Source organism: Streptomyces sp. NPDC000075 (assembly GCF_040301925.1).
GTDB classification, from domain to species: Bacteria; Actinomycetota; Actinomycetes; order Streptomycetales; family Streptomycetaceae; genus Streptomyces; species Streptomyces polychromogenes.
In genome coordinates, this window is sequence record NZ_JBEPFL010000008.1 from 128,833 (window position 1) to 151,071 (window position 22,239).

General features: G+C 73.1%; 19 protein-coding genes. 8 read left to right on the forward strand and 11 right to left on the reverse strand.

Annotation, left to right across the window (positions count from 1 at the left end):
- Nucleotides 1-26: 26 nt before the first annotated feature.
- Nucleotides 27-7,313: a non-ribosomal peptide synthetase gene (locus ABT403_RS12490; RefSeq protein WP_344158729.1), complete on the reverse strand. Its 7,287-nt coding sequence runs from the start codon at nt 7,311-7,313 to the stop codon at nt 27-29.
- Between the two features lie 232 nt (nt 7,314-7,545).
- Between ABT403_RS12490 and ABT403_RS12495 the strand changes: the two genes are divergently transcribed.
- Nucleotides 7,546-7,932 carry a GNAT family N-acetyltransferase gene (locus ABT403_RS12495; protein ID WP_502966008.1) on the forward strand — a complete coding sequence of 129 codons (387 nt, stop codon included), beginning with the start codon at nt 7,546-7,548 and terminating at the stop codon, nt 7,930-7,932.
- Here the strand turns inward: ABT403_RS12495 and ABT403_RS12500 are convergent.
- Both ABT403_RS12500 and ABT403_RS12505 read right to left on the reverse strand, forming a co-directional pair.
- Nucleotides 7,880-8,671, reverse strand: coding sequence for a bestrophin-like domain (locus ABT403_RS12500; protein ID WP_344158727.1), 792 nt, complete (start codon nt 8,669-8,671; stop codon nt 7,880-7,882). The genes ABT403_RS12495 and ABT403_RS12500 overlap by 53 nt on opposite strands.
- Before the next feature lie 440 nt (nt 8,672-9,111).
- The gene (locus tag ABT403_RS12505; RefSeq protein ID WP_344158992.1) at nt 9,112-9,858 is read right to left on the reverse strand and encodes a GAF domain-containing protein; all 747 of its coding nucleotides are present in this window, start codon (nt 9,856-9,858) and stop codon (nt 9,112-9,114) included.
- A gap of 145 nt (nt 9,859-10,003) precedes the next feature.
- Here ABT403_RS12505 and ABT403_RS12510 point away from each other — a divergent pair, with 145 nt between their 5' ends.
- The gene (locus tag ABT403_RS12510; protein ID WP_344158725.1) at nt 10,004-10,360 is read left to right on the forward strand and encodes a winged helix-turn-helix transcriptional regulator; all 357 of its coding nucleotides are present in this window, start codon (nt 10,004-10,006) and stop codon (nt 10,358-10,360) included.
- A 70-nt stretch (nt 10,361-10,430) separates the two neighbouring features.
- Entirely contained in the window at nt 10,431-11,210 is a 780-nt protein-coding gene (locus ABT403_RS12515; RefSeq protein ID WP_344158723.1) for an STAS domain-containing protein, read from the forward strand.
- Nucleotides 11,211-11,309: 99 nt separating this feature from the next.
- Here ABT403_RS12515 and ABT403_RS12520 read toward each other — a convergent pair whose 3' ends face one another.
- The 3 genes from ABT403_RS12520 to ABT403_RS12530 form a co-directional block, all read right to left on the reverse strand.
- The gene (locus ABT403_RS12520; RefSeq protein ID WP_344158721.1) at nt 11,310-12,071 is read right to left on the reverse strand and encodes a GAF and ANTAR domain-containing protein; all 762 of its coding nucleotides are present in this window, start codon (nt 12,069-12,071) and stop codon (nt 11,310-11,312) included.
- Nucleotides 12,064-12,810, reverse strand: coding sequence for a GAF and ANTAR domain-containing protein (locus ABT403_RS12525; RefSeq protein WP_344158719.1), 747 nt, complete (start codon nt 12,808-12,810; stop codon nt 12,064-12,066). The genes ABT403_RS12520 and ABT403_RS12525 overlap by 8 nt, the downstream gene beginning before the upstream one ends.
- A gap of 116 nt (nt 12,811-12,926) precedes the next feature.
- Nucleotides 12,927-13,400, reverse strand: coding sequence for a hypothetical protein (locus ABT403_RS12530; protein WP_344158717.1), 474 nt, complete (start codon nt 13,398-13,400; stop codon nt 12,927-12,929).
- A 571-nt stretch (nt 13,401-13,971) separates the two neighbouring features.
- On the opposite strand from ABT403_RS12530, the gene ABT403_RS12535 reads away from it, so the two are divergent.
- Nucleotides 13,972-14,808 (forward strand): hypothetical protein, encoded by an 837-nt coding sequence (locus tag ABT403_RS12535; protein WP_344158715.1) that lies wholly within the window; start codon nt 13,972-13,974, stop codon nt 14,806-14,808.
- 446 nt (nt 14,809-15,254) lie between these two features.
- Here ABT403_RS12535 and ABT403_RS12540 read toward each other — a convergent pair whose 3' ends face one another.
- A complete protein-coding gene (locus ABT403_RS12540; RefSeq protein WP_344158713.1) occupies nt 15,255-15,704 on the reverse strand; it encodes an SRPBCC family protein in 450 nt (149 codons plus the stop codon).
- 377 nt (nt 15,705-16,081) lie between these two features.
- Here ABT403_RS12540 and ABT403_RS12545 point away from each other — a divergent pair, with 377 nt between their 5' ends.
- Nucleotides 16,082-16,207 (forward strand): hypothetical protein, encoded by a 126-nt coding sequence (locus tag ABT403_RS12545; protein ID WP_344158711.1) that lies wholly within the window; start codon nt 16,082-16,084, stop codon nt 16,205-16,207.
- Between the two features lie 578 nt (nt 16,208-16,785).
- Entirely contained in the window at nt 16,786-17,181 is a 396-nt protein-coding gene (locus ABT403_RS12550) for an early set domain-containing protein (protein ID WP_344158709.1), read from the forward strand.
- Between the two features lie 655 nt (nt 17,182-17,836).
- On the opposite strand, the gene ABT403_RS12555 is transcribed toward ABT403_RS12550, so the two are convergent.
- Complete coding sequence (locus tag ABT403_RS12555) at nt 17,837-18,574, reverse strand: SDR family oxidoreductase (protein ID WP_344158707.1); 738 nt, start codon at nt 18,572-18,574, stop codon at nt 17,837-17,839.
- A 124-nt stretch (nt 18,575-18,698) separates the two neighbouring features.
- Between ABT403_RS12555 and ABT403_RS12560 the strand changes: the two genes are divergently transcribed.
- Nucleotides 18,699-19,604 (forward strand): helix-turn-helix transcriptional regulator, encoded by a 906-nt coding sequence (locus ABT403_RS12560; protein WP_344158705.1) that lies wholly within the window; start codon nt 18,699-18,701, stop codon nt 19,602-19,604.
- Here ABT403_RS12560 and ABT403_RS12565 read toward each other — a convergent pair.
- Both ABT403_RS12565 and ABT403_RS12570 read right to left on the reverse strand, forming a co-directional pair.
- Entirely contained in the window at nt 19,601-19,762 is a 162-nt protein-coding gene (locus ABT403_RS12565; RefSeq protein WP_344158703.1) for a hypothetical protein, read from the reverse strand. The two genes, ABT403_RS12560 and ABT403_RS12565, sit on opposite strands and share 4 nt — an antisense overlap.
- A 412-nt stretch (nt 19,763-20,174) precedes the next feature.
- Nucleotides 20,175-20,468, reverse strand: coding sequence for a putative quinol monooxygenase (locus ABT403_RS12570; protein ID WP_344158700.1), 294 nt, complete (start codon nt 20,466-20,468; stop codon nt 20,175-20,177).
- Nucleotides 20,469-20,852: 384 nt separating this feature from the next.
- On the opposite strand from ABT403_RS12570, the gene ABT403_RS12575 reads away from it, so the two are divergent.
- Nucleotides 20,853-21,713, forward strand: coding sequence for an alpha/beta fold hydrolase (locus ABT403_RS12575; protein WP_344158698.1), 861 nt, complete (start codon nt 20,853-20,855; stop codon nt 21,711-21,713).
- Nucleotides 21,714-21,755: 42 nt separating this feature from the next.
- Here the strand turns inward: ABT403_RS12575 and ABT403_RS12580 are convergent, their stop codons facing one another.
- On the reverse strand, nt 21,756-22,151 hold the full coding sequence (locus tag ABT403_RS12580; RefSeq protein WP_344158696.1) for a hypothetical protein: 396 nt from the start codon (nt 22,149-22,151) through the stop codon (nt 21,756-21,758).
- Nucleotides 22,152-22,239 lie beyond the last annotated feature (88 nt).

Sequence of the window (22,239 nt, forward strand, 5' to 3'; positions counted from 1 at the left end):
TGCCCCGGGCGGGCCGGGGCACCCGGTCAGCGGTGGCCGGCCCCGGCGAGGGCGGTGCGCAGCAGGGCGGCGGCCGCGGTGCTGTGCGGCGGCCGCATCAGCCCGTAGTGGTCGGTGGCGGCGTCGTGGCGGGTGAGGTGGGTGAGGCCCGCCTCGGCCCGGACCGCCCATCGGTCGGCGGCGTGCTCCCGGGCCCCGGTCCCGCTCTGGAGGAAGAGGACCGGGCAGGGGGCGGCCGGGGGCTCGTACGCGGCGGCGGCCCGGATCCCGGTGCGGAAGACCGCGTAGTGCCGGGCGAGGTCGCGGGGGTCCAGGCCGGGGGCGAAGCCCTCGCGTTCCACGTGCCCGGCGAGGGCGGCGAGCCGGGCGGGGGTGCCGGCGGCGCTCCGCAGGGCGCTGCGCAGCACGGACAGGCTCTCGTCGGTCGGGTCGAACCCGGCGGAGCGGGCCAGGTCCCCGTGGAACCACTCCAGCAGCTCGTTCTCGTCGTCGGGGACGTGGCCGGGCTCCGGATAGCCGGTGTCCAGCAGCGCGAGGGTCGCCACCTCCTGTCCGGCGGCCCGCAGTTGGACCGCCATCTCGTAGGCGAGGAGCCCGCCGAAGGACCATCCGGCCAGGTGGTAGGGGCCGGTGGGGCGGGTCCGGCGCAGGGCCTCCAGGTGGGCGGCGGCCAGCTCCTCGACGGTGGCGTCGGGGGCCGCCGCGGGGTCGGTCAGCCCGGGCGCCGTCAGGCCGAACACCGGGCGTTCGGTGCCCAGTTCGGCGGCCAGGGGGCGGTAGCACAAGACGTTCCCGCCGATCGGGTGGACGAGGAAGAGCGGGTCGAGGGTGCCTTCGGGCCGGAGGCGGACCACCGGGTCCGGGGCGACGGCGACGTGCCGGCCCCGCAGCAGCGCGGCCTGCCGGGCGACGGTCGGGTGCTCCAGGACGGCCGAGACGCCGAGGCGTTCGCCGAAGGCCTGGTTGATCCGGCCGATCAGCCGCAGGGCGTCGATGGAGTGCCCGCCGGATTCGAAGAAGTCGTCGTGGACGCCGACCGGGCCGGCGTCCAGGAGCTGCTCCCAGATCCCGGCGAGGCGGGATTCGAGGGCGTCGCGGGGCGGGGTCGGCTCCACACCGCCGCGCAGGTCGGCGGGGTCCGGGTCGGGCAGGGCGGCGCGGTCCAGCTTGCCGTTGGCGGTCAGCGGGAGGTCCGTCAGGCACACCCAGGCGGAGGGGACCATGTACTCGGGGAGCCGCTCCCGGGCGTGGGCGGCGAGTGCGCCCGGGTCGGGGGCCGGTGCGGCGTCCGGGCCGGCCGCCTCGGGGACGAAGTAGCCGACGAGGCGTTCGCCCCGGGGCAGGACCGCGCAGTCGCGCACGCCGGGATGTTCGGCGAGGACGGCCTCGATCTCCCCGGGCTCGACGCGGAATCCGCGGATCTTGAGCTGGTGGTCGGTGCGGCCCGCGTACTCCAGGGCTCCGTCGGGGCGGTGCCGGGCCAGGTCGCCGGTCCGGTAGAGGCGCCGGGTGGTGCCGTCCGGGCCGGTGTGCTCGATGAAGCGCTCGGCCGTCAGCTCGGGTCGTCCGTGGTAGCCGTCGGCGAGGCCGACGCCTTCGAGGAAGAGCTCACCGGTGACGCCGAGGGGGACCTCGGCCAGGCGGCGGTCCAGGACGTGGGTGCGCATGTTGGCGATGGGGCGGCCGATGGGCACGGTGTCGCCGCCGTCCGGCCGGCACTGCCAGGAGGTGACGTCGACGGCGGCCTCGGTGGGCCCGTAGAGGTTGTGCAGTTCCACGCCGGGCAGCCGCTCGAAGAACCTGCGCTGGACCTCGTACGGCAGGGCCTCGCCGCTGCACACCACCCGGGTGAGGCCGGCCGCGCCGGCCACGGCCGCGGGGTCGTCGAGGAAGACGCTGAGCATCGACGGGACGAAGTGCACCGTGCTGACGCCGTCGGCCCGGATCAGTGCGGCGAGGTAGCCGGGGTCGCGCTGGCCTCCGGGGCGGGCGAGGACCAGGGTGGCGCCGGTCAGCAGCGGCCAGAACAGCTCCCACACGGAGACGTCGAAGGTGTACGGGGTCTTGTGCAGCACCCGCTCCCCCGGGGTCAGGCCGTAGGCGTCCTGCATCCACAGCAGCCTGTTGGCGATGGCGCGGTGCGAGACCACGACCCCCTTGGGCTTGCCGGTGGATCCCGAGGTGAAGATCATGTACGCCGGGTCGGAGGGCTCGGGCGCCCCGGCAGGAACCGCCGTGCCGGTCGCGGCCGCGTCCGGCCCCAGGACGGTGACCCCGGAGCCTTCCAGCCGCTCCGCCCACGCGCCCTCGGTGACCACCAGGCCGATGCCGGATTCGGCGAGCAGGGACCGTACGCGCGGCGCCGGGTGCTCCGGGTCCAGCGGGACGTAGGCGGCTCCGGACTTGAGGACGGCGAGGAGTACGACGGGCAGGGCCAGGGAGCGTTCCAGCAGCAGGCCCACGAACGTGCCGGGGCCGGCGCCCCGCTCGCGCAGGGCCGCGCACAGCCGCTCGGCCTCGGTGTCGAGGGTGCGGTAGGTCAGCTCGGCGCCCTCGAAGCGGACGGCGGGGGCGTCGGGGGTCCGGTCGCGCTGCGCGTCGATCAGCCGGGTCAGGACGTGCGGCTGCGGGTAGTCGACGGCGGTGCGGTTCCAGTCGGCGTAGCGGCGGTGTTCGGCCTCGGGCAGCAGGTCGGCGGTGGTGCAGTCGCGCTCGGGGGTCTCGGCCAGGTCGCGCAGGGCTGCCGTGTAGGAGGCGTGCGCGCTCGCCATCTGCTCCTCGGAGAACTGGACCGCGTCGTAGCGCAGGCCGAGTTCGAGCAGGGCGCCGTCGGGGCTGCGGGAGAACTCCGCGCCGAAGGCGAAGTCGGTGCCGGCCTCTCCGGTCTCCTCCAGCACGGTGAACGTGCCGTCGGCCGGCCCGTCCCGCTCCACGTGGAAGTGGGTGTAGTTGAAGAAGGTCTCGAAGAGCGGGCCGCCCCCGGCCAGGCGCTGGATCTCGGCGAGCGGGAAGCGGCGGTGCGCGTGCAGTTCCGCCTCCAGAGCGGCGACGTGCCCGACGAGGCCGCGCCAGCTGAGCCCGGTGACCGTGACGCTCAGCGGCAGGGTGTTCAGGAAGACGCCGACGACCTTGTCGCCGTCGGTCTCCTCGGCACGGCCGTTGTGGACCACTCCGGTGGTGACCGCGTCGCCGCCGGCCAGCAGGGCCATGACCCTCAGGTGGGCGGCGAGCAAAACGGTGCGCAGCGGTACGGCGCACGCTGCGGCCAGGCTGGTGAGCCGGGCGTGCAGGTCCTCGGGCAGGGGCGCGAGGTACCAGGACATCCGGGCGGGTCCGCCGGTCGCCGCCGGGCGGGCCAGCCGGGTGGCGGGGGCGGCGGCGGCCTTGCCGGTCCAGAAGGCGCGCTGCCCGGGGTCGGCCAGCGCGGCCCGTTCGAGTGCGACGAAGGAGGCGAACCGGGAGCGGGGGCCGGCTTGCGGGGAGGGGCCGTCCGCCGGGGTCCGGGCGGCGAGCGCCTCGGTGTAGCAGGTGGCGAGTTCGGTGAGGAGCGAACGTTCGCTCCAGCCGTCGAGGACGGCGTGGTGCTCGGCGACGAAGAGCTGGAGCCGGGTGTCGGAGAGCCGTTGGACGTGGAAGCGGATCAGCGGGGGCCGGTCCCAGTCGAAGGGCCGGTCGCGCTCGGCGGCGTAGCGGGCGGCGACGGCGGTGCGCTGGGCCTCGGCGTCGAGGCCGTGCAGGTCCTCGAAGGTGAGCTCCGGGCGGGCGCCGTGGTGGACGAGTTGGAGGGGCTCGGTGAATCCGTGCGGGTCGAAGGAGGTGCGCAGCATCTCGTGCCGGGCCGCGAGGACCTCAACGGTGGTCCGCCAGGCGTCCTCGGAGAAGGGCGCTTCGATCAGGTAGGAGGCCACGTTGTGGTAGACGCGTCCGCCGGCGGACGGCAGGTCGCTGTGGTAGAGCATCCCGGCCTGGAGCCGGGTCATCGGGTAGGCGTCCTCCAGCCCCTCGGGCAGGGCGGCGCGGTCGGTGGGGGTCAGGAGTGCGAACGGCTCGTACGGGGCAACGGCTGCGGCCGCGGCCCGGTCCCGCGGGGTGACGTGCGGGGCGAGGGCGCGCGCGGTCTGTCGGCTCATGAGATCGGCGACGGTGAGGTCGAGGCCTCGTTCGCGGATGCGGGCGAGCACCTGGAGGGAGCGGATGGAGTCTCCGCCGAGTGCGAACCAGTTGTCCAGGGCGCCGACCCGTTCGTGCCCGAGGACCTGGGCGAAGACCTCGGTGAGCGCGGTCTCGACCGGCCCTCGGGGTGCCTCGTAGGCGGCGGTGGGGGTGCGGGCGGCCGAGCCGGGGGCGGGCAGCCGGCGCCGGTCGGTCTTGCCGTTGGCGGTCAGCGGGAAGGCGGGCAGGGTGACGAACGCGCCGGGGATCATGTAGCCGGGCAGCCGCCGGGCGAGGTGCTCGCGCATCTCCTCGACGGTGGGGCCCGCCCCGCCCGCCCCGTCGTCGGCCCCGGTCACGGCCAGGTAGCCGACCAGGACGTCGTTCCCCGCGGGATCCGGGGCGACGAGTGCGACCGCGGCGTCGACCAGGGGGTGGGCGGCCAGGGCGGCCTCGACCTCGCCGAGTTCGATCCGGAAGCCGCGCAGCTTGACCTGGTGGTCGATGCGGCCGAGGTACTCCAGGTCCCCGTCGGGCAGGGCCCGCGCCAGGTCTCCGGTGCGGTAGAGCCGCTCGGCCTCCGCGAGCCCGGCGGGCCCGTCGGCGACACCGTCGGCGACTCCGGTGGGGAAGCGCTCGGCGGTGAGTTCGGGCCGGCGCAGGTAGCCGCGGGCCAGGCCCGCTCCGGCGACGTACAGCTCCCCGACGGCGCCGCGCGGGACGGTCCGGCCGCGCGCGTCGAGCAGGTGCAGGCGCAGGTCGGGGATGGGCACGCCGATGACGCTGCCGCGGCCCTCCCCGGCGTCGCGGGCGGTCAGCGGCCGGTAGGTGACGTGCACGGTCGTCTCGGTGATGCCGTACATGTTGACCAGGCGGGGTGCGGTGTCGCCGTGCCGGGCGAACCATCCGGCGAGGGCGGCGACGTCGAGTGCTTCCCCGCCGAAGACGACGTGGCGCAGGGCGAGCCCGGAGCCGGCCGGTCCGGCCGTGCGGTGGTGTTCCTCGTCGGCGCGGGCCAGCTGGTAGAAGGCGGAGGGGGTCTGGTTGAGGACGGTGACCCGTTCGGCGCGCAGCAGCCGGTGGAACTCCTCGGGCGAGCGGCTGGTCGCGTACGGGACCACGACGAGGCGGCCGCCGTGGGCGAGGGCTCCCCACAGCTCCCAGACGGAGAAGTCGAAGGCGATGGAGTGGAAGAGGGTCCACACGTCGTCGGGGCCGAAGCCGAACCAGTGGTCGGTGGCGGAGAACAGCCGGGTGACGTTGGCGTGGGGCACCAGGGTGCCCTTGGGCAGGCCGGTGGACCCGGAGGTGTAGATGACGTAGGCCAGGTGGTCCGGGGTGACGCCGGTGTCGGGGGCGGTGTCCGGTTGGGCGGCCAGGAGCGGGGCGTCGGCGAGCAGGTCGACGGTGCGCAGGCCGGGGGCGTCCCAGAGGGCCCGGGTCCCGGTGGTGCCGACGACGTGCTCCAGGCGGGCGTCCTGGACGATGTGGCCCAGCCGCTCGGGCGGGTTGTCGGGGTCGAGCGGCAGGTAGGCACCGCCGGCCTTGAGGATGCCGAGCAGAGCGACGACGAGGTCGGCGGAGCGGGGCAGGCACAGCCCGACGAGGGTGTCGGGGCCCACGCCGAGGGCGCGCAGGCGGTGCGCGAGCCGGTTGGCGCGGGTGTCGAGCTCGCGGTAGGTGAGGGAGGTGCCCTCGTGGACGAGGGCGACGGCGTCGGGGGTGCGGGCGGCGTGTCCGGCGAAGATCTCGTGGACGCACGTCCGCTCGCCCGGGGTGTCCGGGAGGGCGGCGCGGTCCGGGAGCGGCGAGCCGATGCCGGTCCGCTCGTCGGCCGACAGCATCGGCAGTGCGCTGACCGGCAGCCCGGGGTTCTCGGTGGCGGCGTCCAGGAGGCGGGCGAAGTGCCGGCCGAACTGCCCGATGGTGGCGGCGTCGAACAGGTCCGCCCGGTACTCCAGCCGGCAGCCGAGCGCGCCGCCGGTGCGTATCACGTCGAAGGTCAGGTCGAACTTGGCGGTTCCGGCCGGTCCTTCGAGCAGCGTGGCCCTCGGGCCGGGCAGGCCCTCGGTCATGCCGTCCTCGTCGTGCAGCCCGAACATGACCTGGAAGAGGGCGGCCTCCTCACCGCTACGTCCGGCGGCGATCCGGTCGACGACGCGTTCGAAGGGCAGGTCCTGGTGGTCCTGGGCGTCGAGCACGGTGTCCCGTACGCGCTCCAGGTGGACCCGGAAGGCGGGGTCGTCGGACAGGTCGGCGCGGATCACCAGCGTGTTGACGAACAGGCCGACGGTGTCCTGGAACTCCTTGCGGCCCCGGACCGCCACCGGCGTCCCGACGCGTACGTCGTCGGTGCCGGTGTAGCGGCCCAGCACGATCTGGAAGGCCGCCAGCATCAGCGTGTACGGGGTGCTGTGGGTGTCGCGGCACAGGCGCTCCATCCGGGCGAGCACCGGGGCCGGCACCTCGAAGGAGTGCAGCGCCGCCGCGCCGCGGGCCGCTCCGGCGGCGGGCCGGCCGTCGCGGGGCAGGGGCGCGTCGGGGAGTTCGCCGTCCAGCTGCTTCTCCCAGTAGGCGAGCTGGCGTTGGGCGGCGGGGCCGCGGAGCCACTCCTCCTGCCAGTCGGAGAAGTCGGCGTACTGGTACTCGGGGGCCTGCGGGGCGGTGCCGCCGGGCCCGTCGACGTACTGGGCGTACGCGGTGAGGAGTTCGCGGGCGAGGATCCCGACGGACCAGCCGTCGGCGACGATGTGGTGCATGGCGAGCGCGAGGACCGCGCCCTCGGGTGTGTGCAGCAGGGCCGCCCGGAAGAGCGGTCCGGACTCCAGGTCGAAGGGCCGGTGGTGTTCGGCGGCCATCCACTCCTCGACGTCCCCGGCTCCGCGCGCCGTGGCGCAGGACCAGACGAGCGAGGCCTCGGTGTCGATGTGCTGCCACAGCTCGCCGTCCCGCAGGACGAAGCGGGTGCGCAGCGCCTCGTGCCGGTCGACCAGACCCTGGGCGCAGGCGCGGAGCGCGGCCTCGTCCACCGGGCCTTCGAGGCCGTAGAAGACGGGCATGTGGTAGGTCGGCCTGCCCTCCTCCAGCTGCTGGAGGAAGTACATCCGCTGCTGCGCTCCCGACGCGCGGAACGCGCTGAACGACGGTTCGTGACTGGCCAAGACGACTCCCTCGGCGCCGCACCGGTGACCGGCCCGCGACGTATGCTCCGCTTGCTTGCCAGGCCAGCCTAGGAACAGCGTCGATTCGGGTGAAGTCGCCTGTTTCCGGTCCCCGGTTCACGTGACACGAGCTGTGGACGACGACGCCCTCGTCGCCCTCGACGCGCAGGTCGGCCCGCCAGGCCGGGGCGTGGGCCGCAGGGGCCCGGTAGCCGTCCTGCCGCGTGAGGGAGTGCCGGACATCGACCGGCGGGGCTGGGGCTGGTGGGCGGTCGAGATCATCGACAGCGGGGAGTTCATCGGCTTCACCGGCCTGGATCCGGTGGAAGAGGCCATGCCCTTCACAGGCGTGGAGGCAGGATGGCGCCTGGCCCGCTCGGCATGGGGCCACGGCTACGCGACCGAGGCGGCCCGAGCCGGAATGACCCGCGACCCGGCCGACGACTTCGACGACCCCACCATGCCACCCGGCCCCCTGCGCCCGCAGCGTCGTCTACCGCCTCCCCCACCACAGGTACCAGAGCACCTGACCCGCGACGGGCAGCGGTCTGCCGGCCCACCCCCGTTCACGGGGTCCAGTACTGGGCGAGGGCTCCTTCTCGGTAGGGGGCGGGGCTGACGCTGAGGTCACCGGCGAAGGGGCGGTCCAGGACGAAGACCAGGAGGAGGCTGAAGCCGACGAGAGCGGCGACGGAGGCGACGAAAAGGATCTGGACCAGCAGCTTGCGCAGACCGTAGAGGAACGTGAGCGGGATCAGGACCAGCGCACCGCCGAAGGCCAAGGCCTGGAGCAGCGGCGGGAGTTCCCGGCGTGCCATGGTGATGCGGGCGCGGCGTTGTGAGGCGACGTCGTTGAGGTGGTCGGCGGCCTGTTCGTAGAAGACCTGCTCCGCCTGTGTTTGGGGAACGTACGTCTGGAGCGTGCGGAACGCGTCCTGGAGATGGGCTTCCGTGGCTCCGTAGCTGGGGTTCCCCGCGCGCATGCGAGGCCATTGGTCCTCGACGACGGCATGGACGTAACCGCTCACGGCCGAATCGACACGGACGCGCACCGGTTCGGGGAACGCCGCGGCGTCGCGGGTGATGAGCGCTGCGCTGGTGGCCTCGTTGGCGACGATGGTCTGCGCTTGCTCCATCTGTGTCCACAGGGTCACGATCACGAAGGCGAGGATGATCCCGTAGATGGCGCCGAACATGCCCAGGGTCACACCGACCATGTCGTTGTGCTCGCCACCGGCCAGCGACGGGTGTCTGCGGCGCAGCAACACACTGCCGGCGACAGCCAGGAGAACGGTTCCGCCGACCGCGACCAGGGCCAGTGTGAAGGTGCTGAAGTGATTGAGCAGCCAGAGCGACATGTGGGTGGATTCTAGGACCGCCGGATTCCGGGAAATCGCGGTTCACGCCCCCTCCCAGGTATACGCGCCGATCTTCACACCACCGAGTGAAGCGCGCATCCACGTGCCGGGCGAGCGCAGGCGACCGCGCACCGGTGAGACTTCGGGCAGCTGCTCTCGGCCCCGGACCCGCAGCGCCCTCTGCTCCGGCCGCCCGGCCGCCGCAGGTACACATCGCGGCGATGTGGCCCCGGCACGCCGCAGCCCCGCTACAAGCCGAACACGGCGCGGGCAGGCCCCCTGGCCCCAAGTGGCCCGGGGGCCTGCCCGCTTCGGGTGCCGGCCTGGTTCCCCGGCGCGGCCACGACCACCTGATCCGGTCGCACCCCGCGCCCCTCGGCTGCCGGGGGCGGCCGCGGCCCAGCCCCGCGTGGCGCGCCACCTGTGCCCACCGCGCCCGGTCACCGCCGGGGGCGTTGTGCTGACGTGGCGGCGCTGGCGCGCAGGTCTTCCAGGGCGTCGTGCACATGGATCGCCCGGCGCCACACCGCCCACGCGGCGGCCTCGGCGGCGAGAGCGTCCAACGCGTGGCCCTCGGCGGGCGTGACGTGGGCGCCGGGGCGGGAGCCGTGCAGGGAGATCATGCCCATGCAGTGCCCGTCCGGGCCGATCCACGGGGTGCTGTGGACGGCTCGGCTGCCGGCCTCGAGCATCGCCTGCCGTGAGGCCGGCGTGAACAGGGCGCTGGCCGCCACGTCCGCGACACACACCCTGCGCGCCAGATGCCGCGCGTGGGCGCAAGCGGTGCCGTCGGTGTCGACCTCGGCGAAGTACGTGGCGAACTCCGCCGGCAGGCCCTCCAGCGCCACGAGGACCAACTGGCCGGTGGTCGCGTTCACCAGCTGGACGTCGCCGCACCCGCTGCCGCACAGCTCCAGGCCGCGTACCAGGATCCGGCCGGGGATACCGGGGTCAGTGGCCAGTGCGCCGGTCAACGGCAGGTCGGGGGCGCGCGGCAGCGGGGGGACGGTGGCATCGGGGCCGGGTCGCCACCAGGTGTCGACGATGGGCTGGGCCAGCATCCGCACCGCCACCTCGTGGCGGTCGGCAGCGGCCCGCAGCAACTGCCGGGCCCGACGTGGGCTGCCCAGGCCGTAGAGCTGGGTGAGGACACCCTCAGCCAGCGGTACCACCGGGTCCACCATCATCGATCTCACGGCAAGGCTCTCAGAAGCCCCCTCTCAGCCTACGGCGAGCCGCCCCGCGCGCACACCCGCGTGGCCGGCACCGGCCCGGAGAGGGCCTCGGGTTCAGGTCTGGTGAAACCCGAATTGCAAATCGTACAATTCGGGCATGGAGCCGGTGGGGCCTCGGACCAGCTGGACGTTCGTCACGCATCACGCCCGGATCCTCGCCATGATCCTCAAGGATCCGGAGATGCGGTTGCGGGACATGGCCGAGACGTGCCGGATCACCGAGCGGGCGGCCCAGGCCATCGTCACGGACCTGGAGAGCGCCGGGTATCTGACCCGGGTACGCAACGGCCGCCGCAACCTCTACGACGTCACGCCCGGGACCCTCTTGCGCCACCCCGCCGAGGGCGGTCGCGAGGTCGCGGACCTCCTCCACCTGCTGGCCGGCCCGGCCCCTCGGGCCGGACGGCACCCCTCCCCGGACGGTGCCCCCCGTGAGCGCGGCGACAGCGGCTGATCCGCGGACCGCGCCCCCTCTCTCCCCCGAAAGGCCTTACCCGGCTTTGGGCCGCGAAGGGAGCAAGGCCATGACCTGCCAGCCCGAACGCGTCGCCGTGGTCTTCGAATCAGGCCCCCAAAGGGTCTTGGCCCAGGTCAGCGGCGAGATCGACATGGACGAAGCCGCCGGCCTGCGCGAAGAACTCACCGCAGCCCTGAACGCCAGCGGCACCGGCCTCGACATCGACCTGGCCGGCGTCACCTTCTGCGACAGCTCCGGCCTGCACGTCCTGCTGGAGGTGGACCAGCGGGCCCGCGCGGACGGGAAAACCGTCGTCCTGACCGCGCTCAGCCGGCCGGTGGCCCGCCTGCTGCACGTGTGCGGAGTCGAGGGTGTGCTCACCGTCCGCGCCCCTGTCCTGTGGGTGAAACACCGCCGCTACGGTCCGACCGTGCACCTGACCCCCGTCGGCCGGCTCGACGAGAGCACCGGACTGGCTCTGGAGGAGGCGACGGCCGCTCTCGAGGGGGTGGACGTGGTGGCCTGCGACATGCAGGAACTGGCCCTCCTCGACGTCACGGGCCTGCACGCTCTGATCGGCGTCGCGCGTCGGCTGGACGCGCGGGGCATCGCGTTCTTCGTCTACAACTGGCAGCCCCAGCCGCGCGGGCTCCTGGATCTGGTCGATCAGCAGAACCCGCGGGCCGAGCGCCCCACCCGGCTGCTGCGCCGGCTCCAGGACTTCGCCGCCGCCGCCCGGACGGCCGGAGCGGCCAAAGCCGCCGACGCGTCCCGGACCGGGCCGGGATCCGGCCCCGGCCCCGGCCCCGGCCCCGGCAGGCCCGGACGTCTGCTGCGGCATATCTGAGACGCCCCCGCCACCGTGCCTGCCCGGCCACGCGGGGCGGCACCGGCCACGCGGGCGGCGGGGTGTCCGGTGTCGGTGTCGGTGTCGGTACCGCCCAGGTCAGGGCGCCGGCGCAAGGACGTCCTGCGGTGTCAGGGCCCTGCGGACGAGGGCGTCGGCGACGTCGGCGGGCCGCTGGTGGTGGACGGCCGCGTAGGCCCGCAGCCTCTGTGCGGCTTCGGCGGGGGTGATGGCGGCGCTGGCGGCGAGCATGCCGGAGGCGATGTCCAGAACGGCCTTCGCGGAGAGGGCCGCCTGGGTGTGGGTGACGATGTCGTACGGCCGCAGCGGCTCGCGGCTCCAGGTCAGCACGGACGTCGTGGCCACGAGGGCCAGCGCCTGAAGGAGGCGGGCGTCCTGCGGCGGGATGGAAGTGGGGGTGCGGGCGAGGAGGTTGAGGGCGCCGATGGTCTCGCCTCGCAGCCGGAGGGGGAAGCTGTGGGCGGCCTCGAAGCCGGCCGCCAGGGCGAGCGGGGCGAAGACGGGCCAGCGGTCCTCGCTCGCGGTCAGGTCGTCGGCGTGGACGGGCTCGCCGGTGTTGTAGGCGTCGATGCAGGGGCCTTCGTCGGCCTGGGCCTGGAACATCTCGGTGATCTCGACCCGCTCCTCGGTGACGACCGCCGACTGCAGACGGCCGCGGGCGTTGACGAGCATCACACCGGCCGCGTCCAGGGCGGTGAGGTGTACGCAGTGGTCGGCCAGGCGGCGCAGGAGGGTGAGGGGGTCCACGTCGTCGGCGAGGGTGTCGGTGAGGCTGACGAATGCCTCGGTGATCGCCTGTTCGCGGTTCATGTGCGTCGTCACCGTCTTCTGCCTAGTCATCGAACCTGACCCTTCCGGCCAGGACCTCACGCGCCGCTTCGGTGACGCTCTGCCCCTGGGTGAAGGCATGGGCCCGCAGCCGGGCCAGGGCCTGCTGCGGGTTCAGATCGAGGAGGACCATGATCATGCCGGTGGCCTGGTGGACCTCCTCGTGGTCGCTCTCGGCGGCCTCCAGCCAGGCCGCCTCCACACCGGGGGGTTCCTGGGCCTGGAGGACGAGCAGGGCGGTGGTGACCGCGTCGGCCGCCGGGAAGGCGAAGGACCGGTCCCGCTCGGAGAGCGGACCGGGCCGGTCGCGGTAGAGGTCGAGGGTCCCCACCGCCAGGCCGGCAGCCTGCAGGGGCAGCGAGAACACCGCCCGCACCCCCAGGGCGACGGCCTGTTGCGCGAAGACCGGCCAGCGGCGCGCGTCCGCGCCACCGGTCAGATCCGCCGCCAGGACCGGTGCCGCGAGGGCCAGGGCCGTCTGGCAGGGGCCGTCGCCGAGGGTGTACTGGGTTTCGGCCAGCTGGGCTGCCACCGGATCGCTGGACCACCACACCATCTGGGCCTCGGTGTCGCCGCTCAGGGAGACCGACGCGCCGGTCACATCCAGCAGGTCCACGCACGCCCGGCACAGCGCGGCCGGGGCGTCGATGCCGGCGGTACCCGCCAGCGAGTCCGCCAGCGCCCGCGAGAGCCGCTTGAGGTCCTCGCCGCCGAACGGCGCACCCGCCTCCTCCGGGAACGCGGAATCCACGGGCACCTCACCTCCCACCAGCAACCGCCCCGGCCTCCATTCTGACCCAGCGGATCCCCTCCGGGCACCCCGCGACACCGCAGGCCCGCAGCGGTCGAGACCGCGGGCCGCAACGGTCAGGAACAGGGGTGCGCCCGGCTTCGGGCCTGCCGGATCCCGGCCGCCTGACCGGCCAGCGCCCGCCCGGCCACGGCCCGGCGAAGCCGGCGGACCGGAGCCGCCTCATCCCCTGCTCCCGCCAAGCCGGCGCCGGGCGGTCCCGTACGCAGCACCGGGACGCCGGGCGGGCCTCCCCTGCCGGAACCGGGACCCGGGGTGGTGCCAGGGGCGGGGGCGAGGATGACCACGGTGACTTCCCGCCCGGCCGCCCACGCGTCGACCGAGGCCAACGCCTCCCCCAGAGCCGGATCAGGTGCGCAGTCGAGGTCCAGGACGACCGAGTCGACGCCCGCGCCCAGCCGTGTCAGCGCCGAGGCGAGAGCGTCCCCGGCTGCGGCGTGGCCGAAGGGGTGGGAGGGGTCCGGGCGCGCGCAGAGGGTCACCACCGCTACGGATCCGTAGAGATGGACCTGCACCACGTAGGACTGCACAGTGGGCTCCCCCTCACGCGGGGTACCGGCCCTGCAAGCAATCGAAGGCAGCTGCGCTGCGGCTGCCCGGGACGCGGCCGCAGCTGGAAGGGGGCCGCGTTCATGTCCGGCGTCAAAGGCCGGCAGCACCAGCTGCATGCCCGTATCCGCCCGCGATCGAAGGCGGAGCCCAAGCGGCGGAACCAGAACGGTCCATCACCTCCACCATCCCACATCTCAACCGGACGGATACCGAACCGCTCGAAGCGGGCGGGCCCGGGGCGCCGCCCCTCGTAGGTGACGGTGCCGATCCCCTCCGGCCCGTGAGGACGAGCGGCACGGTCACTCCATGTCACGGTAGCTGGGGTGGGTCAGTGCGCCGGGGTGAAGACATCTCCGCTGGTCAGTGCAGTCTGGCGGGCTGTTGACCGGCGTGTCGCCGGGGGCTGGAGGACGGTTCCGATTGCGGGACGTAACGGAATGCGGTGAGTGGTAGGGGGCGTCTACCCGCCCCGGGCCGACTCCGGCCACACCCACAGCCACACCCAACCCACACCCACACCCACACACATCACCGAACAGGAGCGAGCCGTTGCACCGCATCACCCGCTATTCCGTTCCCGCCGCCCTCTGCGTCACCCTGCTGACCGCGTCACCGGGCATCGCCGCCGCCGCCAGCGGTCCCGAGCAGCCGCCCACCAGCGTCACGGGACAGGCCGTCCCCGGCAGTGACGCGCTGCTCGCACAGATTCACTCGCTCGGCGCTGCCGCCGGGATGCTGGAACCCGTCACGGATCTGCTCTCGGCGGTACTGAAGTCGCCGGACGGAAAGGTGTCGGCGGCCGAACTGGCCGCGGTCAAGACGAGGATCGAGCCCGCGTTCGCCAACCTGAAGAAGTCCGTCCCCGCCGCACAGACCCCGGCGAAGCCCGTCGTCAACACCCCCGCGAAGCCCGCGGACCCGCCGGCCGACCCGGCCGCCAAGCCCCCGGTCGCGGAGCCGGCTGACCCGGTGGCAAAGCCGCCGGTGGCGGAGCCCGTGAAGCCGGCAGACCCCGTCGCGAAGCCCCCGGTGGCCCAGCCTCCGGTCGCGGAGCCGCCGGTGGCCCAGCCGCCCGTCGCCCAGCCCCCGGTCGCTCAGCCCCCGGTCGCGGAGCCCGTGAAGCCCGCTGAGCCGGTTGCGAAGCCCCCGGCCGCCGAGCCCGTGAAGCCGCCGGCCGTGCTTCCGGCGCTCGCCCCCAAGTCCGCCCGTGCCGACCAGGCTTCCGCCGCGATCGACAAGCTCAAGGGCTCCGTCGACGGCCTGCTGACCGTCGCCGAGAAGGGCGCCCCCACGGCCGACGCCAAGGCCAAGGCCACCACGGTCCTGACCGACCTCAGCACCGCCCTGACCGCCCTGCTCAACGCCCAGAAGGCCCCCACCGACTGAGCGCGCTCCCCCACCGAGCCGTCCCCGTGAACCACGTGCGGGGTCGGCCGGGCGGTCATCGGGTACGACCGCCAAGCCCACACCGGAGCCGTCGCCGTCTGCCCCTCCCCGCTCGCTGAACGCGCTCGCGGTGAACGTGACCGCCGGCGGCGACCGGCTCCTGGCTCCGGCCCTGGTGCCTGGCCCAGGCCGAAGCCGGCCAAGCCGGCGCAGGGAGCGGCCAGCGTGGTCACCACTTGCCGCATCACAGCGGACGGGTTCGTCGGCGACCGCATCTCTGCCCCACCGCGACGGTGCGAGCGAACATATCCGGCCCAGCCCAACGGTCCGGCCTCGTCCAAAGTGTCCGGTGTGGCCTGACCCGTGCGCGCCCCCGGGCATGCGCCGTCGCCGGGCGGGGCCGCCACCTTGGCGCGGCCCCGCCCGGCGACAGGGGTGGGGTGGGGTCAGACCTGGCCGCGCCACTGCCCGGTCGGGGCGCCTCGGTCTTCGATGAAGTGCTTGAACCGCTTCAGGTCGCCCTTGACCTGCCGGTCGACGAACCCGAACTTGTCCGCGATGTTCTCCGCCATCCCCTCGGGATCGAAGTCCATCATGAACGTCACCTCGGTATGGGCGGGGTCGATGGGGCGGAACGTCACCAGCCCTGACTGCTCCGTCTCACCGCCGACCGTCACCCAGGCGATCTTCGTGTCCGGGATCTGCTCGATGATCTCCGCGTCGAACTCCCGCTGCACCCCGGCGATCTTCGTCACCCAGTGAGTGAGCGTGTCCGTTCGCTGCTCGATCCGCTCGACACCGTCCATGAACTGCGGGAACGACTCGAACTGCGTCCACTGGTCATAGGCGGCACGGACCGGAACATCGACCTCGATGGACTCCTTGACCTGCGACATACCGATTTCCTCCTGACGTCAGATACCTCTGCGACCGAGCCGACCTCTGACGTCGGCCGACCCCGGCATGGGGACTCCTCACACATGCCCCCGCCGCCGCAGCTGCCCTGCAAGGCAGCGATGCACGCCTCGATCGAGCTGACTTTCACCACCGGCCGGCTCACCACGCCCGCCCACCCGGCCAAGCAACCAGCGCGAGGTCGGATTGCCCGGCGCAACGGGCCGCCAGAGCGCTCCCGCGCACCCCGGCGCACCGGATGTCACCCGGACGGCGGCTTGCGACGGCGCCGGGACGCGCCCTGCTCGTCCGTTCGGAGCAGTCTGGGCCCGTAGGGGTTGTTCATCGCGTTCTGACCGCTGCCTTCGGGAGGCGCGCCATGGTGGTGACCGCTGTGTTCCTGCCGGTGCTGGTCGTGTTCATGCTGTTCGGGCTGGATGCCCTGGAGAACGCCCTCTTTCCCGGGCAGGCGGAACGGTCAAGCACCGAACGGGAAGACCTCTGAACCTCGCTCCCCGGCACTCCAGTCCCCGACCATGCCTGCGGACGCCCGTGGAGTGCCCGGTGGATGTGCGGCGGGTGATCGAGGACCCGGCCAGGGAGGCCGAACGGCAGATCCCCGACCACACCTGACCCTCACGGCCTCCGACCGCGCCCTCGCCGCGAAAGCCGCGGCCGGATCCCATGCAACGGCGGGCCGGCCCACACCCAGCACGCCACCACCGCGCATTCGTGATGGTCGACGTCCACGCTCTGCCGGAGTTCCGCCGCCTGGTCGAAGAACGCGCCCACCGTGCACACGGCCTGCCAGAGGGCCACAGGTGACCTGTCTGCACCAGACACCCTGCGTCTGTCAGCGGCACCGCCCGCCTCGTGACCGAACCGCGCAGACAGGCGGCCGGGGCTGCGTGATCCGCTCCAGTCGTCGACACAGGCCCGGCGTAGCGACGACAGCCCACCCCCGTGGGGCGGGATTCCAGGTACCGCTGCGGGCCCGCTCGGGGCGCGGGCCGCGTGCCGGGGGTGGCGGGCTGGAGGGTACGCGGGCGGGTGAAAAGCCGGGGCGGGGCTGGAGCGGTCGGCGTGCGGCCGGTGGTGGCCGGGCCGACGATGGTGCGCGTACCCGTCCCCGTCCCGGTCCCCGTCCTGGAGTCTCCCGTGCTGCAACGCGCCCTGAAGAAGGACCGCACCGCCGTCACCGTCATCCTTCCCGCCGACATCCCGCCCAGCCCGGTCAGCGTCGTCGGCGACTTCAACGACCGGCAGCCCGGCGTTCACCCCCTCACACCCCGCAAGGACGGCAAACGCGCCCTCACCGTCGAACCGCCGGGCGGAAGTGCCCACTCCTTCCGCTACCTCGCCGCAGGTGATTACTGGTTCAACGACGAGAGCGCCGACGACCAGGACGGCCCCAACAGCCTCCACTACAGCGACGCCACCACTGGTGTGTCACCGGCGCCGCCCCTGTGCACCGGTTGAAGGGCGGACCGGCCACATGCAGGAGCGCGACGTCCGAGGATGTCGTTCAAGCGCTCACCACACGAAACCGGACGTGCCGCGTGAGGTGCTGAAGGACCCCCGTGCCCCGTGAGGCCCGCATTCTCCCGTACGCGTTCCCGGGTTTCCTCGCAACGTGGCCTGGTCTCGCTCTGCCGGGTGGCCCCGATTGCCGTCACCGTCGAGGGAGGATCGGTCGAGAGAAAGGCACGTCTTGGCAACATCCGCAATGCCCTCACCGCGCGACACCCTCATCACTTGGCAAGGACGCGTACTGCTCCGGTTCGTCGCAGTCGTGCAAGGCAAACTCGCTCGCCATCGCTTCCGGCCGGATGTCGCGCTGCGCAACGCCTCCATGCGGGCGGCCCACAGGCGCGGCGTGACAAAGTCGGACTTGATGCGCGTCACCGGGCTGTCTGCACAGACCGTCGCCAAGGCCCTGGCGGGCAAACCGACGGACCAGTAAGCCCACGGGAGCGGAGCGGTCGACGTAGGGGGAGTTGGGAGGCCGCCGTCCGTTCAGGGTGTTGCCGCCGCCGCTGGAGGTGGTGGCGGCACATCGCCCTGGTCGGGGTCGTGGCGGAACTCCCAGTCGTAGGGGCCCGCCCATGGAGGAGGTGGCCGGGGTCCGGCGGCGTCACTGGGCGCTCGCTGAAGGCCGGACCACGATCTCGTTGACGTCGACCTCCGGGGGCTGGGAGACGGCGTAGGCGATCGCGTCCGCGATGGCGCCGGCCGGTATGGCGACCTTGCGGTAGCTGCGCATGGCCTCCCGGGCGGCTGCGTCCGTGATGTGGTCGGCGAGTTCGGACGCGGTCACGCCCGGGGAGACGACTGTCACCCGGACGTCGCCCGCGGACTCCTTGCGCAGGCCCTCGCTGATAGCGCGGACGGCGAACTTGGTGGCGCAGTACACGGCGGCGGTGGGCGTGACCTCGTAGGCCCCGACCGACGCGACGTTCACGATGTGGCCACCGCCCTGGGCGCGCATCACCGGGAGGGCCGCGGCGATCCCGTGGAGCACCCCGCGCAGGTTCACGTCGATCATCCGGTCCCATTCCCGGGTCCGGGCCTCCTCCAGCGGCGAGAGCGGCATGATCCCGGCGTTGTTGACGAGTACGTCCACCCGGCCGTAGAGGTCGCGGGCAGCGCGGACGAAATCCCGCACGTCGGCGGCCTCGGTGACGTCCAGCCGGCGGCCCGCCGCCGTGCCGCCCAGGGCGGTGATCTCCGCCGCGAGCGCTTCGAGACGCTCGGTGCGGCGTGCTCCCAGGAGCAGGCTGTGGCCGTCGGCTGCGAGCCGGCGGGCGGTCGCCTCACCGATCCCGCTGCTCGCTCCGGTGACGGCGATGACTTTCGTCGTGGGGGTGCTCATATCCGGCTCCTTGCCTCGGTAGGGCACCGAGTCTGGGCCGGGGTCCGGCTGCCGCCCAGGCCGCGAGGTGCCTGGGTGTGGCACACCCAGGCACCTGCTGCGGCCGACGGCCTAGCGTGGGGCCGTGAGCGACAACCTTTTGGGAGACTTCCTCCGTGCGCGCCGCGCCGCCGTCCGGCCCGGGGACGTCGGCATGGCACGCCATGGGATGCGCCGGGTGGCGGGGCTGCGTCGCGAGGAAGTCGCCGTGCTGGCAGGGGTGAACGCCGACTACTACACCCGGCTCGAACAGGGGCGCGAGCGGCGTCCCTCGGCGCAGGTGGTGGAGGCACTGGGCCGCGCCCTGCTGATGGACGCCGACAGCGTGGCGCACCTGCACCGGCTCGCCGGCAGCGTGCCGGGCCGTGCCAACCCGTCCGCCTCCCCCGGCCGGGTGAGTCCCGCTCTGCGCGCGCTGATCGACGGCTACTGCGACACCCCGGCGTTCGTCACCGGCCCCGCGCTCGACGTGCTGGCCGCCAACGCCCTTGCCGAAGCCCTGTACTCCCCCTTCGGCCGGGCCGACAACCTGGCCGAGATGGTGTTCCTGGACCCGGCCGGCCGAAGCTTCCACAGCCGGTGGGACCGGACGGCCGAGGCCGTCGTGGGCCATCTCCGCGAAGCGGAAGGCCTGGAGCCCGACAACCGGCGTCTGCGTGCCCTCGTGGGCGGACTGAGCGAACGCAGCGCGGACTTCGCCCGGCTGTGGAACACGCACACCGTGCGCGGCAAGACGCGCGCGGCCAAGCACTTCCTCCACCCCGACGTCGGAGACCTGCACTTGACCTACCACGCCTTCGACGTACGCGAAGCCCCCGGCCAGCAGCTGATCGTCTACCACGCCGACCCCGGCAGCCCGAGCACCGAGGCCCTCCGCCTGCTCGGCTCGATGCACGCACGACCGACCGGACGGCCCCCGGAAGCGATGAGCAGGGCGGCCAGGGGCACCCGCTCTCGTGAGGAAGAGCTGGGCACTTCCGGTTGCGTCTAGCGGGCGCGGAGCCGGGCAGCACGGAGCACGCCGAGGTACTCGCGCAGCCTCACGTGGTGGACGGCCATGGAGCGGGACGGGGCTACGGGCAGCGCCTGCGCGCGGCTGATCTCGGCGTGCGGCCGCGTGTGACGGGCGGCTTCCGCCGTGCAGGGCACAGGGCCCTCATCACCGGCGACCTATGCGAGGACAGCCCGCTCGGCCGCCACGGCGGCCACACGTGCAGCGGATCGCGCGGCCGGGGTGGGCGTGGGGGGGGCGGCTAAGCCAGCGCATACCGCGCCGGGCTGGTCGGCGGTGTGGCCGCTCCCGTGGCGGACGATGCTGCCCTCGTCGGCGAGGAGGTCGCGGACGAGGTCGGCGAGGTTGCCGGGGTGAAAGTCGCAGGGTGCTCACTGGCCTGCCGTGACCCGGGTGCGGTCCGTGGCGCCTCCGAGCGAGTTCGGCTCTGCCGACCAGCGGGCGGCCGCCCCGGCCCCGCGCGACCGCGGACGCCGGGACCGGGGCGGCCTGCACATGGCTCCCCGCCTTCCGGTCACTCACTCCCGCGCCGACACCGCGTGGCTTCGTTCACTCCGCAGCGGTGAACACGTGCTCGGCCGGTGGGCCGACCAGCAGTCCCGGACCGGCCGCGAGCGCCTCCGTCAGATGCGGGCTCGACAAGTGCGCCTCGAACGCAGCGCGGTCCTCCCACTCCTCGAACACCAGCCACGCACTCGGGTCGCCGGGATGGACGTACGCCTGGTAGCTGATGTTGCCCGGCTCAGCCCGCGACGGCGCGACCAAGGACAGGGCCTGCTCCCGGACCTTGCCCTCGGCGCCAGGGGCCGCCTTGAGCAGAGCAATCGCGGTGACCTTGGGCATGGTGCGCTCCGTTCGACGCGTACTTCCGGGACGCGCGAGTCTATGTCCGCGCGCCGTACATCACCATGCGCTTCCGTTCGTACCCGCGCCGCCAGCTCAGCCGCCAACCGTGGCAGCGGCCACCCGGCGTTGCGGCTGTTCGTGCGGCTTGAGGCCGGAGGACGCGGGCGAGCAACTCCCCGGCACGAGGCGGCGTTACGGGTACGCCGGACCACGGCCTGACCGCCGACCACGCACAGGCCGGCCCACGGTCCGGTTCACCTGTGCGGACACCTCCAGCCGACGACAGACTTTCGTTGAACAGGTCCCGGGGTCTCAGGCGTCGTGGAAGGCCACGGGTACTGCTCGCTTCGTGGCCCATGGGCTCCCCTCATACTGACGACCATGACGTCAACGGTCCCGCCCGAGCCGAAGCGCGCGTCCTTGACGGTGGCCGGGCGTCGCCTGTCCTTCCTCGACTTCGGCGGTCCGGGTCGTCCTCTACTCGCCCTCCACGGGCACTTCGCAGAAGGCCGCACCTTCGCGCACCTGGCCCGGGATCTGAGGAACTCCTGGCGGATCATCGCGCTCGACCAGCGTGGGCACGGCCTCTCCGACAGGTCTCCCGATTTCTCCCGCGCCGGCTACGTCGAGGACGCCGCGGCGGTACTGCGGCATCTGGGGCTCCACCGGGTGGCCGTACTCGGCCACCCCCTGGGCGGCGTGAACGCCTACCAGCTCGCGGCGCGGTTCCCCGGACTTGTGAACGCGCTCATCGTCGAGGACATCGGCGCCGAGGTCGATGGCGACGTGTCCTTCAGCCTGGCCTGGCCGCACCGGGCAGCGACCCGGGCCGAACTGTTGGAAGGACTCGGCACCTCAGCGCGATACCTCATAGGAGCCGTCCGTGAGTATCCCGATGGATGGGGCCTTGCCTTCGACCCGAAGGATATGAATGCCTCGCAGCAGGAGCTCAACGGGGACCACTGGAACGACTGGATCTCCAGCGACTGCCCAGCCTTGCTCGTCCGCGGCAGCCGGAGCACAGTGCTCAGCGCGGAACACGCGAAGGACATGGCGACGCGGCGCCGCCACACCCAGCTCACGGAACTTCCCGCTGGACACACCGTCCACGAGACCGTCCCAGACGAGTTCGCCGCAGCTGTCAACGAGTTCCTCGGTTCGCTGACGAGGCCTTCAGCCGGTAACCCCACGCAACGGACCGGCCCAAGACGGGTGCCGAAGTCTGGCAGGTGGTGGAGGTAGGCGCCGACTGCGTCAGCGTCGGGGAGGTGGCGCCTGGACGGGTCAGTGGTCGCCCGTGTGCGGGCGCACGGGACGGGGCAGTGGCTGATGCCAGTCGCCCAGGCTCGTGACGAGAAACCGGCGGGCGAGAAGACGTACGTCGCCCCACACCGAATCTGTGTCCAGGGCGTTGTTCCAGAGGCCGACGCGGCCGGTGGAATCGATCTCGCCGAGGCGGCGGCCGATGGCCCGAAGATTGCGCAGATCCTCGGGCTCGAAGGCTCCGCGCTCGGCGAGTCCTTCGGAGGCGCGGCAAAGGAGCTCCACCTCTTCGACGACGTCCTTCGTTTCCAGCTCACGTTCGCCCAACCAGGCAAGTTGATCCTGGGTTTCGGCTGCCATGAGGGCCATCAGGCGCAGCGTCCACGTGTGCAGGCGCACGTCGCCGAGCTGGTTCATACATGCATGATCGCACTTGGTTCCCGCAACCACGTTCCATGGCAGGCGGGGCGACGGCCGCGACGGGCCGCACCGACAGATGGCGGCC

What these genes read in the sequence shown, in the direction of transcription:
- ABT403_RS12555 (WP_344158707.1), bottom strand. Translation starts at nt 18,574, where the DNA reads ATGAGCACCCCCACGACGAAAGTCATCGCCGTCACCGGAGCGAGCAGC.
- ABT403_RS12570 (WP_344158700.1), bottom strand. Translation starts at nt 20,468, where the DNA reads ATGCCCAAGGTCACCGCGATTGCTCTGCTCAAGGCGGCCCCTGGCGCC.
- ABT403_RS12545 (WP_344158711.1), top strand. Translation starts at nt 16,082, where the DNA reads ATGGTGGTGACCGCTGTGTTCCTGCCGGTGCTGGTCGTGTTCATGCTG.
- ABT403_RS12515 (WP_344158723.1), top strand. Translation starts at nt 10,431, where the DNA reads ATGACCTGCCAGCCCGAACGCGTCGCCGTGGTCTTCGAATCAGGCCCC.
- ABT403_RS12505 (WP_344158992.1), bottom strand. Translation starts at nt 9,858, where the DNA reads ATGATGGTGGACCCGGTGGTACCGCTGGCTGAGGGTGTCCTCACCCAG.
- ABT403_RS12500 (WP_344158727.1), bottom strand. Translation starts at nt 8,671, where the DNA reads ATGTCGCTCTGGCTGCTCAATCACTTCAGCACCTTCACACTGGCCCTG.
- ABT403_RS12580 (WP_344158696.1), bottom strand. Translation starts at nt 22,151, where the DNA reads ATGAACCAGCTCGGCGACGTGCGCCTGCACACGTGGACGCTGCGCCTG.
- ABT403_RS12520 (WP_344158721.1), bottom strand. Translation starts at nt 12,071, where the DNA reads ATGACTAGGCAGAAGACGGTGACGACGCACATGAACCGCGAACAGGCG.
- ABT403_RS12575 (WP_344158698.1), top strand. Translation starts at nt 20,853, where the DNA reads ATGACGTCAACGGTCCCGCCCGAGCCGAAGCGCGCGTCCTTGACGGTG.
- ABT403_RS12510 (WP_344158725.1), top strand. Translation starts at nt 10,004, where the DNA reads ATGGAGCCGGTGGGGCCTCGGACCAGCTGGACGTTCGTCACGCATCAC.
- ABT403_RS12540 (WP_344158713.1), bottom strand. Translation starts at nt 15,704, where the DNA reads ATGTCGCAGGTCAAGGAGTCCATCGAGGTCGATGTTCCGGTCCGTGCC.